A 14,914-nucleotide genomic window follows, 5' to 3' on the forward strand; every position below is an offset into this window, starting at 1 on the left:
GCACCGCGCAGTGTCGTACGACCAGACAGACGACTACGACTACGACGTCATCGTCATCGGATCGGGCTTCGGAGGGTCGGTCTCGGCACTGCGGCTCACCGAGAAGGGCTACCGGGTCGGCGTCCTGGAGGCAGGACGCCGCTTCACCCGCGAGAGCCTGCCCCGCAACAGCTGGGACCTGCGCAACTACCTGTGGGCACCCGCCCTCGGGCTGTACGGGATCCAGCGCATCCACCTGCTCGGCAACGTGATGGTGCTCGCGGGCGCCGGAGTGGGCGGCGGCTCCCTCAACTACGCCAACACCCTCTACGTGCCCCCCGCCGCCTTCTTCGAGGACCGCCAGTGGGCCTCCATCACCGACTGGCACGCCGAACTCGCCCCGTACTACGAGCAGGCCAAGCGGATGCTCGGCGTACGGCTCAACCCGACGATGACCCCCTCCGACGTCCACCTCAAGGCGGCCGCCGAGAAGATGGGCGCCGGCGACACCTTCCACATGGCCCCCGTCGGCGTCTTCTTCGGCGACGGCGGGGACGCCGGGGGACAGCGGAAGGTCCGCCCGGGCCAGGAGGTCCCCGACCCCTACTTCGGCGGCGCCGGGCCCGCCCGCAAGGCCTGCACCGAATGCGGCGAGTGCATGACCGGTTGCCGGCACGGCGCGAAGAACACCCTGAACGAGAACTACCTGCACCTGGCCGAACGGGCCGGCGCCGTCATCCACCCCATGACCACCGTCACCGCCCTCGCCGAGCACCCCGACGGCGGCTACCGCGTCCGCACGGTCCCCACCGACCACCGCCGCTCGGGCCGCGCCAAGGTGCTGCGCGCCCGCTACGTCGTCGTCGCCGCGGGCACGTACGGCACCCAGACGCTGCTGCACACCATGAAGGACCGCGGCGAACTGCCCCGCATCTCCGGCCGGCTCGGCGACCTCACCCGCACCAACTCCGAGGGCCTGGTCGGCGCCCAGACCGACGACCGCCGCTACCGCAGGCGCCACCCCGCCGCGGGCCGGGCGGACTTCACCCGGGGCGTGGCCATCACCTCGTCCGTGCACCCCAACGCCGACACCCACATCGAGCCCGTCCGCTACGGCAAGGGCTCCAACGCCATGGGGTTCCTGACGGTCCTCCAGGTACCCCTCAGCGCGCACCGGGTGCGGGCCTGGTTCGCCCGCACCGCCCGCCACCCCGTGCAGCTGGCGCGGTCCCTGTCGAACCGGCGCTGGTCGGAGCGGACCATCATCGGCCTGGTCATGCAGTCGCTGGACAACTCCCTGACGACCTACCGCAAACCGGGAGGCCTCGGCAAGGGCCTGCTGACGGCCCGCCAGGGCCACGGCGCCCCCAACCCGGTGCAGATCGCCGAGGCCACCGAGGCCGCGACCCTGCTGGCCGAGGAGATCAACGGCTTCCCCGGCAGCAACGTCGGCGAGCTCATGGGCACCCCGCTGACCGCGCACTTCCTCGGCGGCTGCCCGATCGGCGCCACCCCCGAGGAGGGCGTGGTCGACCCGTACCACCGGCTGTACGGGCACCCGGGCATCTCGGTGGTCGACGGAGCGGCGGTCTCCGCCAACCTCGGGGTCAATCCGTCGCTGACCATCACGGCCCAGGCCGAGCGGGCGATGTCGTACTGGCCGAACAACGGGGAGGCGGACCCGCGCCCCGCGCAGGGGGAGGCGTACCGACGTCTCGCGGCGGTGGAACCGGTCCGTCCGGCCGTCCCCGAGGGGGCCTTCGGCGCGCTGCGGCTGCCCTTCCTCGCCGTCCCGGAGATTCCCCCGAGACAACCGGAAGCGAAGGCCTGAGTTCCGCGAACGACCGCGGCGGGTACCGCGCTCCCCCTCCGAGCGCGGTACCCGCCGCAGTACAGGAGTGGACAGGCGGTCGCCGGAAAAGGTTGTACCGGAATGCTTTGGGTGAAGCTGTGGTGTCGGTCACATGGTCGGCGGTGCAACCGAGGCGTACGTCCGGGGGTCACACCGGGCATGAGACAGCGCATCTCCCTGCTGGCCGCGTGCGGCCTGGTGGCCGCGGGACTCGTCACCCTCCCCGCCACCGCCGCGAACGCCGCGGAACCCGTCTTCCGCCTGACCGGGCCGCCCGGCCTCGTCCTCCCGCCCGCCCCCGCGACCGGCTCCCCGACGCCGACGGCCCTGAACTACCGGCTGGAGGCCCCGGCCGGGACCGCCGCCTTCGACGGGGAGTTCACCCTGACCGTCGACCTCTCCAAGCTGGGCGGGGTGGCGACCGTCCAGGAGAGCCCGCGCGCGGCCGTCAAGAAGTGCGTCACCGCCGGCGCCACGCTCGTCTGCAAGCAGCAGGGCCTGCACCCCGGCGTCCCGGCCGGCGTGGACCTGGAGGTCGTCCCCGGGAAGAGCACCGGTGTCGGCGTGGTCAGCGTGACCGGCACGGCTGCCGGTGCCACCGTCACCCCCGCCCTGCCCACCGGCATCAAGGTCGGCGCACCCGACCTGGTCATGGGGGAGATGAGGCTCAAGAAGGAGCTGAAGCCGGGCGAGAGCCAGGACCTGCCGCTGACCTTCAGCAACAACGGCAACGAGCCGGCCAAGGGCGTCGTGCTGGAGCTGGAGGCCAGCCACGGCCTGGAGCTCCCGGAGCGGTACGACAACTGCACCTACCGCACCACCCGCACCGCGACCGACGTCGTCTGCACCATCGAGGGCGACTTCGAGGCCAAGGCCTCCTACGAACTGGCCGGGGACAGCCCGCTGCACCTCAAGGCCGGCGCGAACGCCCTGGGCGAGCGGTTCGGCTACGGCATCTACCCGGCGCCCGTCCCGCAGAAGCCCCAGGCGGACTCCGCCGCGCAGCAGAACGGCACCACCCAGCAGAACGGCGCCGACAAGCCCAAGGCCGGCGACGCGGCGGGCAAGGCCTCGCGCAAGCTGGTCGCCCGCAAGGCGGCGCAGGCCGCGCTCGCCGAGCACGGCCCGGACCTCAACCCGGCCGACAACAAGCGCGAGGCGGTCCTCACCGTCCAGAACACCGCGGACTTCGAGGCCGAGCCCCTGATCGTCAAGGGCGCCGCCGGCACCACCGCCAAGGCCGTCGTGGCCGTCCGCAACAACGGCCCGGCCTGGGTCGCCGGCCAGGGCGGCGCCCCCGCGGCCGTCGTCGACGTCGAGCTCCCGGAGGGCCTGAAGGCCGTCACGGTCCCCGCCGCCTGCCGCGCGGTCGGCGAGGCCGTCTACCGGTGCGCCACCGCGCCCTCCGTGCTGGAGAGCGAGAACGTCGAGTTCCCGTTCGAGCTGAAGATCGAGAAGGCGGTCAAGGACGCCAAGGGCGCCCTCCGCGTCGGCGCGCCCGGCCCGAAGGGCGAGCCGCAGCGGCACTCCTTCGACCCCGTCCTGGCCAACAACCTCGCCGCCTTCACGGCGAACCCGACGTCCACCGGGCCCAGCCCGAGCCCGTCGGGCAGCCCCTCGCCCAGCACCTCCGCGAGCACCTCGGCCTCCCCGAGCCCCTCGGCGAGCGCCGGCGCCACCGCGAACGGCGGCACGGGCGGCGGCGGTCCGCTGGCCTCCACCGGCAGCCAGGCCGGCCTGCTCGGCCTCGGCGCGGCCGCGCTGCTGGCCGTCGGCGGCGCGCTGTTCCTCTCGGCCCGCCGCCGCAAGGGCGGGCACGCGTAGGACCGTCCGAGACGAACGAACGGCCGGCCCGGGGCGTCCCCCGGACCGGCCGTTCTTCTTGCGGTGACCGGGCTGCTGTCCCCTGCCGTCCGGCCACGCGGGGAGAGGGGTCCCACGACGTGCCACCTCAGGCGTCACGTCTCACCGCTCCCGCGGACATCCCCTCAACGAAGCCGCCCGGGGCGGGACACGGTCCGGACGGGTGACGAACACCCGGCCGCGCGGTCAGACGCGGCCCCGGCACAGCTCCAGCAGGGTCATCGCGAGCGCGGTCCCGGGCTTGCCGAGGGCGTCGCTGAAGTGCGACAGGACCTCCATCTCCCGCGAGAGGTGCACCCGGCGCCCGCCCGCGCCGATCCGGGCCTCCTGGATGACGGCCGAGACGGCCATCCGCTCCTGGATCAGCCCGATGATCCGGTCGTCGAGGGCGTCGATGCGCTCCCGGCAGTCGGCGATCAGCTGCTCGGGGGTGGCGGCGGTGGTGAGGGTGCTCATGGGTTTCTCCTGTGGTCGTGGCCCGCAGGAGGGGGAACGCGGAGCGCCCCGGTCCTGTCGGACCGGGGCGCTCTGGGAAGTCAGCGGCTCAAGCGAGCATCACGAGGACCCATGGCGACCGGACCGGCCGGTGCCATAGGTAAAGAGGAAGCTCAGCTGCTTGCGCATGGTGTGGATTATTGCCACACCCCGCGCCCCGGCGCCAAGCGGGCCCGGATGCTGAGACGCCCCGGCCGTGACGTGGGCCTCGGATGGTGCGACAAACCGGCGGCCGGCGCCACCGGTAGAATCGACAAAACAGCCCCCTCTTCCGCCGGAAGGCCGTCCCGTGCCAGAAGCACCCTCCGCCGCCCACGACAGCGCCCCGGACACGGTCCTCGTCGTCGACTTCGGCGCGCAGTACGCCCAGCTCATCGCCCGCCGCGTCCGCGAGGCCCGCGTCTACAGCGAGATCGTGCCCAGCACGATGCCCGTGGCCGAGATGCTCGCCAAGGACCCGAAGGCGATCATCCTCTCCGGCGGTCCGTCCTCCGTCTACGAGGAGGGCGCCCCGCGCCTGGACGACGCCCTTGCCCTGTTCGAGTCCGGCGTGCCCGTCTTCGGCATGTGCTACGGCTTCCAGCTGATGGCGACGACCCTCGGCGGCACCGTCGACAACACCGGCGCCCGCGAGTACGGCCGCACCCCGCTGTCGGTCTCCAAGGCCGGCTCCACCCTCTTCGAGGGCACCCCCGAGCACCAGTCGGTGTGGATGTCCCACGGCGACGCCTGCTCCGCCGCCCCCGAGGGCTTCACCGTCACCGCCTCGACGAACGTCGTCCCGGTCGCGGCCTTCGAGAACGACGAGAAGAAGCTGTACGGCGTGCAGTACCACCCCGAGGTGATGCACTCCACGCACGGCCAGCAGGTCCTGGAGCACTTCCTCTACCGGGGTGCGGGCCTCAAGCCCACCTGGACCACCGGCAACATCGTCGAGGAGCAGATCGCCGCGATCAAGGCGCAGGTCGGCGACAAGCGCGCCATCTGCGGCCTGTCCGGCGGCGTGGACTCCGCGGTCGCCGCGGCCCTCGTCCAGAAGGCCATCGGTTCCCAGCTCACCTGCGTGTACGTCGACCACGGCCTGATGCGCAAGGGCGAGACCGAGCAGGTCGAGAAGGACTTCGTCGCGGCCACCGGCGTCCAGCTGAAGGTCGTCGACGCCCAGGAGCGCTTCCTGAACGCGCTGGCCGGCGTCTCCGACCCGGAGACCAAGCGCAAGATCATCGGCCGCGAGTTCATCCGCGTCTTCGAGCAGGCCCAGCTGGAGATCCTCCAGGAGGACGGCCCGGCGGTGGCCTTCCTCGTCCAGGGCACCCTGTACCCGGACGTCGTGGAGTCCGGCGGCGGCACCGGCACGGCCAACATCAAGTCCCACCACAACGTGGGCGGCCTCCCCGACGACATCGAGTTCGAGCTCGTCGAGCCGCTGCGCCAGCTGTTCAAGGACGAGGTCCGGATGGTCGGCCAGGAGCTCGGCCTGCCCGAGGAGATCGTCCAGCGCCAGCCCTTCCCCGGCCCCGGCCTCGGCATCCGCATCGTCGGCGAGGTCACCAAGGAGCGCCTGGACCTGCTGCGCGAGGCCGACGCCATCGCCCGCCACGAGCTGACCGCCGCCGGCCTGGACCGGGAGATCTGGCAGTGCCCGGTCGTCCTGCTCGCCGACGTCCGCAGCGTGGGCGTCCAGGGTGACGGCCGCACCTACGGCCACCCGATCGTGCTGCGCCCGGTCTCGTCCGAGGACGCCATGACGGCGGACTGGACCCGCATGCCGTACGAGGTGCTGGCCCGGATCTCGACCCGCATCACCAACGAGGTCAAGGACGTCAACCGCGTGGTCCTGGACTGCACGAGCAAGCCCCCGGGCACCATCGAGTGGGAGTAGGCCCCCACGACCGCCACCGCGGTCGCCGTGCCTGACGCGAAGCCGCCGTTCCCCCGGGAGCGGCGGCTTCGCCGTTGCTCTGGTCAGTTGCGGGCCCGGCCGGTACCTTGCGCCGCGAGCGGAAGGAGGGGCCATGCCGGAGCAGCCCGTACCCGTGCCCGTGCCGGTGGACCGGCTGGCGTTCGAGATGCCGCCCGTGCACGCGGACCCGGCCGAGGAGCGCACCCACCGCAAGGAGCGGCTCGCGGGGGCGCTGCGGCTGCTGGGGCGGCTCGGGTACGAGGACGGGGTCGCGGGACACGTCAGCGCCCGGGACCCGGAGTTCGAGGACTGCTACTGGGTCAACCCCTTCGGCCGGGCCTTCGCCGGGCTCGGCCCCGAGGACCTGCTGCTGGTCGACGGGGACGGGCGGGTGGTGCGGGGCGGGCGGCGGGTGAACCAGCTGGCCTTCGCCGTGCACGCGGCCGTGCACCGGGCGCGCCCGGAGGTGGTCGCCGTGGTCCGCACCCAGGGCCCCTACGGCAGGGCGCTGGCCTGCCTGGGCGAGCTGCTGGCTCCCGTCAGCCAGGAGGCCTGCGCCTTCTACGAGGACCACGCGCTCCTCGACGAGTACCTGGGCGCGGAGGACCCGGCGCGGGTCGCGCGGGCGCTGGGCCCGTACAAGGCGCTGATCCTGCGCAACCGGGGGCTGCTGACGGTCGGCGGGTCGGTGGACGCGGCCGTGTGGTGGTTCGTCGCGGCGGAGCGGGCGGCGCAGGTGCAGCTGATCGCGCGGGCCGCCGGGAAGCCGGTGCTCATCGACCACCACGGGGCGGTCGCCACGCGGGAGCGCTTCGGGGGAGACCTGGCCGCCTGGGCGAGCTACCAGCCGCTCTGGCAGACGGTCGCGGACGGCGCCGGACCCGTGGCGTCAACATCATGAACCGTTAATCACCTGCTCTGACATCGTGCGCAATCCGGAGCACTGCCCCAGTGGTGCACAATTCGCTGGCATTGCACCGTAGTTCAGAGAGGCGGCACGCACGTGGCTGTCCAAGAGATGTCCCGGGGTACCCATACCGCCGTCTGCGCCTGCGACGACTGCGCGCGGGAGGGGCACCGGCGCGCGGTCGCCGCGTTCCTGGAGAAGCGCGACGAGTTCGCCGCCGGGCAGGGGGTGCCGCCCGCCGTGGCCCACTCCCTCGGCGCCTCCCGCCAGTGGGTCTCCGACGAACTGGCCCTGTCCGCCCGCACGGTCGCCGAACGGGGGAGAGAGGCCGGGAACTCCTGGCTGTACCTGTTCTCCCGGCGGGCCGTCCTCGCCCTGTGGATCGCCGCCGGGGTGCTGCTGCTGGTGCAGGTCGGCACCGCGCTCGGCACCGGCTGGTCCACCGCCCGCACCGCCGGGCTGCTGGCCGCGCTGGTCCTGGCCGGGCTGCTGACCGTCGCCGCCCGCGCCCAGTCGCTGCGGGGCGGGCTGCTGGCCCCGCTGGTCGGCGAGGACAACCGGCTGTCCACCTCGAAGGCGGTACCGAGCGCCTGGGTGGTGCTGACCGCGTTCGCGGCGCTGCTGCCCGCGCTGCGGCTGGCCGCCTCCTCGCCCGGCCCGGAGCGGGACGCCCTGTACCAGGGGTTCGCGCTGGGGCGGGCGCTGCCCCTGCTGGCGGTGGTCGCGCTGACGTCGGGGGTGGCGGTGCTGGTGCGCCGGGTGGTCTCCGTACGGATCATGGGGCAGCGGCTGCAGAAGCTGCCGGCGGACCGGCCGCGCGGGGTGGACCTGCTGACGGACGACGACGGCCGCGGCAGCTTCCCCGACGCGCAGTACGTCCTCGTCTCCACGGTGGTGCTGGCCTACGCGGCGGTGTCGCTGGCCCGCTTCCCCGACCGGCTGCCGCAGCTGCCGTGGGCGCTGGCCCTGCTGGTGGCCCTGTCGGCGGCGGTGTACCTGGCGGCGAAGTACGCGGAGGGAAGCCGGCCGCTGGTGCTGTCGGTGGTCCGCAGGCGCGAGCCGGGGGACATCGACGCCGCGGTCCGGCCCGGCGACGACATCGAGATCCGGGGCGTGGGGTTCGTGCCGCCGGGGGCGCACACGCCGGAGATGCTGGCCCGGCTGGTGGTGCGGGTCGGCGCGGTCCACGTGCACGTTCCGCTGGTGCCGGTGGCGGGCGGGTTCGTGAACCCCTCGGACACGGTGCTCACGGTGCCGGTGCCCGCGGAGGTGGAGCCGGGCCGGGTCGACGTGCAGGTGGTGACCGCCGCCGGGGTGGAATCCAACCGCTGCATCATCGACGTGGCCGAATGAAGCGGGTAGACATGGCTGCGTGAACCGAACTGACGTCCCTTCCGGTGTGCGGTCCACACCGTGGAGAGAACTCGCCTCCCGCCATGCCCTCCTCCCGCTGCGGATCTTCCTCGGCGTGACCTTCGTCTACGCGGGCCTCGACAAACTGACCACCCCGGGCTTCTTCGCCGCCTCCGGCTCCGGCTCGATCGGCGAGCAGATGCACGGCGTGCGCGACACCGCCGCGATCCCGGCCCTGGTGGACCTCACGCTGAAGGCCCCCGCCGGTTTCGGCTACGCCATCGCCCTCGGGGAGCTCCTGGTAGGCCTGGGCGTGCTCGCCGGGCTGCTGACCCGGATCGCGGCCGCGGGCGGTGCGCTGATCTCACTGAGCCTGTGGCTGACGGTGTCCTGGGCCGTGACCCCTTACTACTTCGGCAACGACCTGGTGTATCTGATGGCGTGGATCCCGCTGGTGCTGGCCGGGGCGCCCTACTGGTCCCTCGACCGGCTGATCCGGTCGCGCCGGTCCCGCCGTACCGCGTAGGTCACCAGCCCCACCAGGGCGGCCAGGGACAGTCCGCCGAAGGCCATCGGAACGACCAGGAACCACGGCAGGTCGGTCTCGCCGGCCGCGTCGAGCAGGTACAGCACGCCCGCCGAGGTCAGCACCAGGCCGGCCAGCAGCCTTCCGGGCTGGAACTCATGACGCCGCACGGGCCACCTCCACCTGTCCCACACCCGCGTCCAGGTGCAGCTCGATCGTCCCGCCGGCCTCGGTGCCCGCGGTGGGGGCCAGGGTCGCCCGCCGGTTCTCGCCGCCGCTCTTGATCCGCACGGAGCGGTCCCCGGGCAGCTGGATGTCGCCCAGGTCGATGGAGACGTCGGCCTTCGCGGTGACCTCCCGGGGGACGATCACCTTCAGCCGGCCCGCCTCGATGGAGGCGCGGACCGGCACGGTCGTGCCCTTCGGCACGTCCAGGCGGCTCAGGTCGAGCGTGGCCAGCCCCGTCCCGGAGGAGTACAGGGGCCGGACGTCGGCCACCGCCGCCGGACGCCAGTCGACGTTGTGCCAGTCGGTGCTCACCTCGCGCGGCAGGGCGGTGGCCGCCGCGAGGAGCCCGGCCGTGACCAGGCCCAGCAGGATCGTGCCGAAGCCGGTGCGGCCCTTGACAGAGCTCACCGCCAGGCCCAGCCCGAAGACGGCCAGCGCACAGGCCAGGCCGACCTGGAGGGCGTGCCCCAGCGGGCTGCCGTGCCAGACGGAGGCGGTGGCGATCCCGCCGGCCAGCAGGGCCAGGACGAAGATCCGGCCGCCGATCCCGCCGCGCCCCTGCCCGTACGCGGGCGTCGGCTCCGGCTTAGCCGGGGCCGCCCCGGGCAGCGTGCCCGGGCGGTCGTCGGCGCCGTCGTCGGGGCCCCACAGGTAGCCGGAGGAGCCGACCGGCCCGGTGGTGCCGTCCTTCACCAGCGGATCGCGCCACCACGACGGGCTGCTCGGCACGGGCGGCGCCTGGGTCTCCGGCGGAGCCGGGCGGTGCGTCCCGGGGGCCTCCGCCTCGGGGGCGGCGGCCCGGCGGTGCCGCCGGGACCAGTACGCGGCCCCGCCGAGCGCCAGGATGACCAGGACGGAGAAGGCGCCCATCACCCCGTTGTCGAGCATCGACAGGAACAGGGCGCAGCCCACCAGGGCGCTGAACACCGCGGCCAGGGTGGACCCTTCGACGCGGCCGGTCAGCAGCTTGCGGCCCTCGCTGTCCTCCTCGCCCTCCAGAGGCAGCAGCAGCCAGGCGAACCCGTAGAAGACCAGGCCGACGCCGCCCGTGACGGCGAGCACGCCGAGCACGATCCGGAACATCACCGGGTCCAGGTCGAAATACCGGCCCAGGCCGCCGCAGACGCCTGCGAGGACCTTGTCGCGCTTGCTGCGGCGCAGCGGCGGCCGGTCGGCTGGGGCCGGTGCCCCGGGTTCTTCCCCCGGGCTCCGTCCGGAGGCGCCCCCGGGCGGGGCGTCGTGTACGTCGGTCATGGCTCCATGGTGACCGCCCGTCCGGCCGCCCGGCACCGGGCCCTACCCTGGCGCAACCCTGATATCCCCCCGACGGAACTGGGGGGATGCCCTGATGCCGCCGTCCGCCCTGCCATGTGACCCTTGGTGACATGCCCGCAGCAGCAGCCGCCCGTACCCCGCACGCCCCCGACCCCGACGACGTCCCGCAGCGCAGGCTCTACCGCAGCGCCGACGGACGGATGCTCGGCGGAGTCGCGCGCGGCCTCGCCGGGCACCTCGGGCTGCCCGTCCTGTGGGTCCGGCTCGCCTTCCTCGCCATGTTCATGTGGGGGGACGGGCTGGGGGTGCTGCTGTACGCCGCCTTCTGGGTCTTCGTCCCGCTCGGCGTCGGCGGCAGCACCGGGCACCACTCCTTCTTCGAGACCCTCGCCGACGGCAGCCGGCGCCTGCGCAAGCCCGACAAGGGGGCGGTGTCCGGGCTGATCGCCCTGGCTGTCGGCGCGGGCATCTTCATCTCCCAGCTCCGCGTCGGCGGCGCCAACGGCCGCTACGTCTGGCCCACCCTGCTCGTCGGGGCCGGCGTCGTCCTCGTCTGGCGGCAGGCCGACAACGCCCGCCGGGCCGGCTGGAACTCCGCCGCGGACCGCCAGAAGAGGCTCCTCCAGGCCGCCCGGGCGCTCGCCGGGGTGGTGCTCGTCGGCGTGGGCCTGACCGTCTTCATCGTCGTACGGGGCTCCGCCGCCCAGCTCGGCAACCTCCTCACCGCCGTCCTCGCCGTCCTCGTCGGCATCGCCCTGCTCGCCGGACCCTGGCTGATCCGGATGACCCAGGACCTCTCCGAGGAGCGTCTGATGCGCATCCGCGCCCAGGAGCGCGCCGAGGTCGCCGCCCACGTCCACGACTCCGTCCTGCACACGCTCACCCTGATCCAGCGCAACGCCGAGGACGTCGGCGAGGTCCGCCGCCTCGCCCGCGCCCAGGAGCGGGAGCTGCGCAACTGGCTGTACAAGCCGGAGGGCACCGGCAAGGACGAGGCCGAGGAGCCGGCCACCCTCGCCGAGGCCGTGAAGAAGGCCGCCGCCGAGGTCGAGGACCACCACGGCGTCCCGATCGAGGTGGTCGTCGTCGGAGACTGCCCACTGGACGAGAAGCTGGGCGCGCAGATGCAGGCCGCGCGCGAGGCGATGGTCAACGCCGCCAAGTACGGTGGCGAGGGCGGGCCCGTCCAGGTGTACGCGGAGGTCGAGGGGCGCACGGTGTTCGTGTCCGTACGGGACCGGGGGCCGGGCTTCGACATCGACGCGGTACCCGGCGACCGCATGGGCGTACGAGAATCGATCATCGGCCGGATGCAGCGCAACGGCGGGACCGCCCGGCTGCGGTCCGCGCCCGACGGCGGCACGGAAGTCGAACTGGAGATGGAGAGGGTGGCGAACGCGGCATGACCGGCATGACCGAGGGCAGCGCTGTGAACGACGGGTCCAGGAGGGTCCGGGTGGTGCTCGTCGACGACCACCGCATGTTCCGCACCGGCGTACAGGCCGAGATCGGGGAGACGTCCCGCACCGGCGTCGAGGTCGTCGGGGAGGCCGCCGACGTGGACCAGGCCGTCACCGTCATCACCGCCACCCGCCCCGAGGTGGTCCTCCTCGACGTGCACCTGCCCGGCGGCGGCGGCGTCGAGGTGCTGCGGCGCTGCGCCCCGCTGATGGCGGCCGCCGAGAACCCGGTGCGCTTCCTGGCCCTGTCGGTGTCGGACGCCGCCGAGGACGTCATCGGGGTCATCCGGGGCGGCGCGCGCGGCTACGTCACCAAGACCATCACCGGCACCGACCTGGTGGACTCCGTCTTCCGGGTCCAGGACGGGGACGCGGTGTTCTCGCCGCGGCTGGCCGGCTTCGTCCTCGACGCCTTCGCCTCCACGGACGCGCCGCCGGTCGACGAGGACCTGGACCGGCTCACCCAGCGGGAGCGCGAGGTGCTGCGGCTGATCGCGCGCGGGTACGCGTACAAGGAGATCGCCAAGCAGCTGTTCATCTCGGTGAAGACGGTCGAGTCGCACGTCTCGGCCGTGCTGAGGAAGCTCCAGCTCTCCAACCGGCACGAGCTGACCCGCTGGGCCACCGCGCGCCGCCTGGTCTGACCTGCGGGTGAACCGCGGGTGACACCCCGGGGCGCGGCCCCGGGGATGATCCGGATGTGATCCACGACGCAGTCGGGGAGGGCAACCGGACGGCATCGCGGCGGCCTCTTGGGTGGCGTGATGAGCCTGACGGGGACCCCTCTCTTCGCGACGGTGATCGGCCTGACGCTGATCGCCGTCGTCCTGCCGCTGACCGTGTGGAGCAAGGTGCGCGGCCCCGCCGCCGCACGCCTGGCGGTCCGCGGGCTGATGGTGGTGTTCGCGCAGGTCACCGCCGTCGCCCTGGTGTTCGTCGCGGTCAACCGGGACATGAACTTCTACGCCTCCTGGGGCGACCTGATGGGCACCGGCAGCTACGTCCAGTCCGCCCCCGACCTCGGCGCCGACGGCATGGGCGGCAAGAAGGCCGAGCAGGTCCGGCAGGAGCCGAAGGTCCGCCAGGACTTCCAGCCCGTCGACGGGCTCGGCGGACGCGTGAGGAAGACCGAGCTCGACGGGAAGATCTCCGGGGTCAAGGGCGACGTCATGGTGTGGCTGCCGCCGCAGTACGACGACCCCGCCTACAAGGACAGGAAGTTCCCGGTCGTCGAGCTGATCCCCGGCATACCGGGCACCGGCAAGTCCTGGTTCCAGGGGCTCAAGGCGCACGAGGTGCTGGAGCCGCTGATGAAGGAGGGCAAGGTCCAGCCGTTCATCCTGGTCTCCCCGCGCGCCATGCTGCTGGGCAACGCCGACACCGGCTGTGCCAACCTCCCCGGCAAGGTCAACGCCGACAGCTGGTTCAGCGTCGACGTCCGCAAGATGGTCACCGACAACTTCCGCGTCTCCGACGACCCCCGCACCTGGGGCGTGGCCGGCTACTCGGCGGGCGCCTACTGCGCGGCCAAGCTGGCCATCCTGCACCCCGACCGGTACGGCGCGGCCGTCTCGCTGTCCGGCTACAACGACCCGGGCCAGGAGCCCACCTCGCTGGTCGCCAAGGACCCCGAGCTGCGCCGCACCCACAACCTCAAGGAACTGCTGAAGGCCCAGCCCGCGCCGCCGGCGGTGGCGCTGTGGATGTCGGGGGCGGAGCAGGACGGCTACCTGTCGGGGATGGACCTCAAGGGGCTCGCCAAGAACCCGACCACCGTGCACGCGGAGAAGGTCACCGGCGGCCACAACCTGGAGTCCTGGTCCAAGCAGCTGCCGCAGACCTTCGGCTGGCTCAGCCAGACCGTCAAGGCGCCGTAACGGGCCCTACGCGGGGCGGGAGGCACCGGCCCAGGGCATCGAGTCGACCGGTGCCAGCCGGACCGTGGAGCCGGGGCGCGGGGCGTGGATGATCTGGCCGCCCCCGACGTACAGGCCGACGTGCGTGACGCCGGAGTAGTAGAACACCAGGTCGCCGGGGGCCAGCTGGTCGCGGGAGACCCGCCGGCCGGCGTTGATCTGGGTGTAGGTGGTGCGGGGCAGGGAGACCCCGGCCGCCCGCCAGGCCGCCTGGGTCAGCCCCGAGCAGTCGAACGAGCCCGGGCCGGTCGCGCCCCAGACGTACGGCCTGCCGATCGCCCCGTACGCGAACGCCACCGCGCGGGCGGCGCGCGAACCGTCGGCGGGGGCGGGGGAGCCGTGCGCTCCGGCGGGGGCCGCCGCCGCTGCTGCGGGTCCGGCGGCGGGGGCGGCCGGGCCGATGCCGTGCCGGGCCTCGTACGCGGCCCGCTCCTGCGCGCCGAGCCGGGCCAGCAGCCGCTGGGCGGTGGCCAGCCGGCCCTCGACGAGGGCCTTCTGCCGGGCGAGCTCGGCCCGCCGGGCGCGGACCTCCTGCAGGCTCCCGTCGGCCTGCGCGCGCAGCCGGCCGACCTCGTCGAGCCCGCGCCGCACGGAGGCCACCTCGGTGGCGGTCCGGTCGCCGGCCCGGGTGAGGAGGGAGGCCCGTTCGAGGTAGTCCTGCGGGTCGGAGGCGAGCGCCAGCTGGAGGGCGGGGCCCAGGCCGCCGCTGCGGTACTGGCCGGCCGCGACCGTGGCGAGCGCGCTGCGGGCGGCGCCGAGCCGGTCCTCCTTGCGGGCGGCCTCGTCCTGCAGGCCGGCCAGCGCCCGCTCGGCCTCGTCGGCCTTGGCCTTCGCCCCGTTGTAGTTCTCCGTCGCCGCCTCGGCCTCCTCGTAGAGCCGGTCGACCTCCGCCTTGACCTGGGCGGGGGTCTGCTGCGGCTCGGCGTGCGAGGTGCCTTCGAAGGCGGTGGCGGTGGCAGCGCCCGCGAGGGCGAGGGTGGCGGCCGTCCGGACGGTGCCGCCGGAGAACGGGCGCTGCCTGGGCTTTCGATGACTGGCCACGGGGGCCTCACGTCCTTCCGTCGGTCCCGCAGGTCTCGGGGGAGGACGCTAAACCTGGAGGTCACGGCCGGATGACGAGTTGATCAGTACTGGCCGCGGCTGATCGCCGATGGCCG

General features: G+C 73.5%; 13 protein-coding genes. 9 read left to right on the plus strand and 4 right to left on the minus strand.

Features of this window, described 5'->3' with window-relative positions; translation table 11 throughout:
* The first annotated feature begins 10 nt into the window (after window positions 1-10).
* Together BX286_RS22440 and BX286_RS22445 are read left to right on the plus strand one after the other, a co-directional pair.
* The gene (locus BX286_RS22440) at window positions 11-1,810 is read left to right on the plus strand and encodes a GMC oxidoreductase (protein ID WP_079429346.1); all 1,800 of its coding nucleotides are present in this window, start codon (window positions 11-13) and stop codon (window positions 1,808-1,810) included.
* Window positions 1,811-1,990: 180 nt separating this feature from the next.
* Window positions 1,991-3,655 (plus strand): hypothetical protein, encoded by a 1,665-nt coding sequence (locus tag BX286_RS22445; RefSeq protein WP_121016141.1) that lies wholly within the window; start codon window positions 1,991-1,993, stop codon window positions 3,653-3,655.
* A 225-nt stretch (window positions 3,656-3,880) separates the two neighbouring features.
* Here BX286_RS22445 and BX286_RS22450 read toward each other — a convergent pair whose 3' ends face one another.
* Window positions 3,881-4,150, minus strand: a complete 270-nt coding sequence (locus tag BX286_RS22450; protein WP_079429348.1) for a chorismate mutase — start codon at window positions 4,148-4,150, stop codon at window positions 3,881-3,883.
* Window positions 4,151-4,478: 328 nt separating this feature from the next.
* On the opposite strand from BX286_RS22450, the gene guaA reads away from it, so the two are divergent.
* The 4 genes from guaA to BX286_RS22470 all read left to right on the plus strand — a co-directional run bounded on the left by guaA (window position 4,479) and on the right by BX286_RS22470 (window position 8,878).
* Window positions 4,479-6,071 carry a glutamine-hydrolyzing GMP synthase gene (gene guaA, locus BX286_RS22455; RefSeq protein WP_079429349.1) on the plus strand — a complete coding sequence of 531 codons (1,593 nt, stop codon included), beginning with the start codon at window positions 4,479-4,481 and terminating at the stop codon, window positions 6,069-6,071.
* A 133-nt stretch (window positions 6,072-6,204) separates the two neighbouring features.
* Complete coding sequence (locus BX286_RS22460) at window positions 6,205-6,993, plus strand: class II aldolase/adducin family protein (RefSeq protein WP_100863054.1); 789 nt, start codon at window positions 6,205-6,207, stop codon at window positions 6,991-6,993.
* 117 nt (window positions 6,994-7,110) lie between these two features.
* Entirely contained in the window at window positions 7,111-8,352 is a 1,242-nt protein-coding gene (locus tag BX286_RS22465) for a hypothetical protein (protein ID WP_398898900.1), read from the plus strand.
* Between the two features lie 19 nt (window positions 8,353-8,371).
* Window positions 8,372-8,878, plus strand: coding sequence for a DoxX family protein (locus tag BX286_RS22470; RefSeq protein ID WP_121016143.1), 507 nt, complete (start codon window positions 8,372-8,374; stop codon window positions 8,876-8,878).
* Here the strand turns inward: BX286_RS22470 and BX286_RS22475 are convergent.
* The gene (locus BX286_RS22475; protein WP_100863052.1) at window positions 8,824-9,048 is read right to left on the minus strand and encodes a hypothetical protein; all 225 of its coding nucleotides are present in this window, start codon (window positions 9,046-9,048) and stop codon (window positions 8,824-8,826) included. The two genes, BX286_RS22470 and BX286_RS22475, sit on opposite strands and share 55 nt — an antisense overlap.
* Complete coding sequence (locus tag BX286_RS22480; RefSeq protein ID WP_079429354.1) at window positions 9,035-10,360, minus strand: PspC domain-containing protein; 1,326 nt, start codon at window positions 10,358-10,360, stop codon at window positions 9,035-9,037. The genes BX286_RS22475 and BX286_RS22480 overlap by 14 nt, the downstream gene beginning before the upstream one ends.
* Before the next feature lie 131 nt (window positions 10,361-10,491).
* On the opposite strand from BX286_RS22480, the gene BX286_RS22485 reads away from it, so the two are divergent.
* From BX286_RS22485 to BX286_RS22495, 3 genes are all read left to right on the plus strand, one after another.
* On the plus strand, window positions 10,492-11,787 hold the full coding sequence (locus BX286_RS22485) for an ATP-binding protein (protein ID WP_079429355.1): 1,296 nt from the start codon (window positions 10,492-10,494) through the stop codon (window positions 11,785-11,787).
* A 5-nt stretch (window positions 11,788-11,792) separates the two neighbouring features.
* Entirely contained in the window at window positions 11,793-12,485 is a 693-nt protein-coding gene (locus tag BX286_RS22490) for a response regulator transcription factor (RefSeq protein ID WP_079431909.1), read from the plus strand.
* A gap of 120 nt (window positions 12,486-12,605) precedes the next feature.
* Window positions 12,606-13,718: an esterase family protein gene (locus BX286_RS22495; protein WP_237293057.1), complete on the plus strand. Its 1,113-nt coding sequence runs from the start codon at window positions 12,606-12,608 to the stop codon at window positions 13,716-13,718.
* A 6-nt stretch (window positions 13,719-13,724) separates the two neighbouring features.
* On the opposite strand, the gene BX286_RS22500 is transcribed toward BX286_RS22495, so the two are convergent.
* Window positions 13,725-14,798: a C40 family peptidase gene (locus BX286_RS22500; protein WP_121016145.1), complete on the minus strand. Its 1,074-nt coding sequence runs from the start codon at window positions 14,796-14,798 to the stop codon at window positions 13,725-13,727.
* Window positions 14,799-14,914: the final 116 nt, after the last annotated feature.

The sequence above is a fragment of the Streptomyces sp. 3211.6 genome (assembly GCF_003634815.1).
Classification (GTDB): Bacteria; Actinomycetota; Actinomycetes; order Streptomycetales; family Streptomycetaceae; genus Streptomyces; species Streptomyces katrae_A.